At 65.2% G+C, this 1,944-nt stretch carries 2 protein-coding genes; one reads left to right on the top strand and one right to left on the bottom strand.

Translation table 11 applies throughout. From position 1 onward, the window contains the following. The first annotated feature begins 604 nt into the window (after window positions 1-604). Window positions 605-868, top strand: coding sequence for a hypothetical protein (locus Q1K49_RS07795; RefSeq protein WP_300524754.1), 264 nt, complete (start codon window positions 605-607; stop codon window positions 866-868). A 72-nt stretch (window positions 869-940) separates the two neighbouring features. Here Q1K49_RS07795 and Q1K49_RS07790 read toward each other — a convergent pair whose 3' ends face one another. Then, window positions 941-1,762 carry an alpha/beta fold hydrolase gene (locus Q1K49_RS07790; RefSeq protein ID WP_300524751.1) on the bottom strand — a complete coding sequence of 274 codons (822 nt, stop codon included), beginning with the start codon at window positions 1,760-1,762 and terminating at the stop codon, window positions 941-943. Between the last annotated feature and the right edge of the window lie 182 nt (window positions 1,763-1,944).

The raw sequence follows: 1,944 nt of genomic DNA, 5'->3' as shown, positions 1-1,944 counted from the left end.
CCACCTGCCCGTGCAGGGTCGTCTGCGTCGTTCCGTCATGCCCCTTGTCCATCGGCGCGGCTCACTTCCTTCGCTCCCGTTTCGCCCCCGCCAGGCCCTCCGAGGAATCGGGAGATTCGGCAACCTCCCCGGCAAGGGAGGATTCCGTCTCGTCTCTTTCGTCTATCCTAGTTCATGAAGGCACCTCTCCGCCACCATTTCTGCTACTATGCGACATATCCGCCCGGCGTACCGTCCGGCCGCAAAGAGAGACGGAGCAGCCCGCACCCCTTTGCCGGGAGAAACACTCCGAACGCCCGAAGGCAGGCGCCGCACCCCGACGACGTCCCTTCGTGCGGCCCGACGGAACTGCGGAAAAAGGTCACGGGACGGGTACATACGGAGATCATCTGCATTGCCGCAACGCGCAACGCTGCGCCACGACGAAAAAACTTCGGGACGGAAGGCATTCCCCGGAGAATGCCCGGAGCATGTGGAGCAGGGACTCTGCGAGAGGCCCGGATGCCACAGACGGGCGCGGTAAGCACGGAACAGGCGGGAAACAGACGGAAAAAGGCATCGGAAAGACCGGAAAACGGAAGACCACGTCAAGGAGGGTTCACCCGTGTGGATGAAGCAGACAGGATGGCTGAAACAGATACAGCACCCGGAGGAAACGAACCTCGGCAACACCACGCTCTCTCCGGAGGATCTGGAGAAGTTCGAGAGGGTGCGGCGCTACGTCCGGGGCGCCCGGATGCTCCTCACGGAGCTTGCCAACACGCACAACGGTCGGCCCGTGGGCGTGCTCTTCCACAATCAGTCCGTCTACGTGGGAAGCGCGGAAAAGGAACTGCGTTCCCTGGCGAACCGCCTCGGCCTGGAGTGAGCCCGGGCCGCGCTTTCGGGCCGCATGCTTCGGGGCGGCAGGAACGCGACCGCAGGTCCGGCCGTCGTCCCCTCACCAGGGGACATCATCCCCGAGCAGCTCCGCGAGCCCCGCGCGAAAGCCCTCCAGGTAGGCGTCGCGGTGCGACAGATAGCCCATGTGCCCCGCACCCTCAAGGACGACGAGTGCCTTTTTTCCTGGAAAGCCCTCGAAGAGGCGCTCCCCCTCCCGAAAGGGCACCAGCCGGTCCGCCGTGCCGTGGAGAAAGAGGACGGGAACGCCCGTCCTCAAACGCCGGAGATGGTGTTCCGTGGCAAAACGCTCTCCGCAGAGACGCTCCGCCCACGCTGCGGGCAGCCAGGGACACCGCACTCTCGCCATGGAGGAAAGCGAGCGGAAGGCCGACTCCAGAACCAGAAAGGGCGTCTCCGGATGATCCGCGGCGAGCTTCGCCGCGAAGGGACTTCCCAGAGAACGCCCGAAGATTCCCACCGATTTCGCGTTCACCCTTCTTTCCTCCACGAGATGGCGCCACGCCGCCTCGGCGTCCAGACAGGCCCCCGCCTCGGAGGGAACGCCGCCGCTCTTGCCGAAGCCGCGGTAGTCGAAGATGAAGAAGCGCGCCCCCGCCAGGGCCAGGGTCTCCATCAGCTCGACCCGGAAGGGCGTCGAGAGGTTGCCCGAGTTGCCGTGACACACGAGAAGACACGCTCCCGGCGCGGCGACTCCCCTGCCCGGGTCCCGGGGAACCACGTGCCACCCCCACAGGGGTGTTCCGTCCAGGGAGGCGAAGCGGACTTCCTCCCGGTCGAAGGCACCGTCGGCAGGGACGGGAACGAGACGTCGCGACGCACGAAACAGCCTCCGCTCGAAAAACCGCACGAGCATGTCCATTCCACTCCCCCTCGAAACGCATCACGGATCATGCTGCCGCATCGTTCCGATGATACCATGCATTCCGGGTGGACGGACCGGCGGAGGACCTCCGCGGGCAAATCCCTTGAAACCTCCGAAGAAGGCCGCGTCAGACCTGCAGGGCACATCGCAGAGCCTGATGCGACCCGAGTCAAGGGAAA

The organism is Aminiphilus sp., assembly GCF_029975095.1.
Classification (GTDB): domain Bacteria; phylum Synergistota; class Synergistia; order Synergistales; family Aminiphilaceae; genus Aminiphilus.
This window is presented reverse-complemented; position numbering and strand designations above follow the sequence as displayed.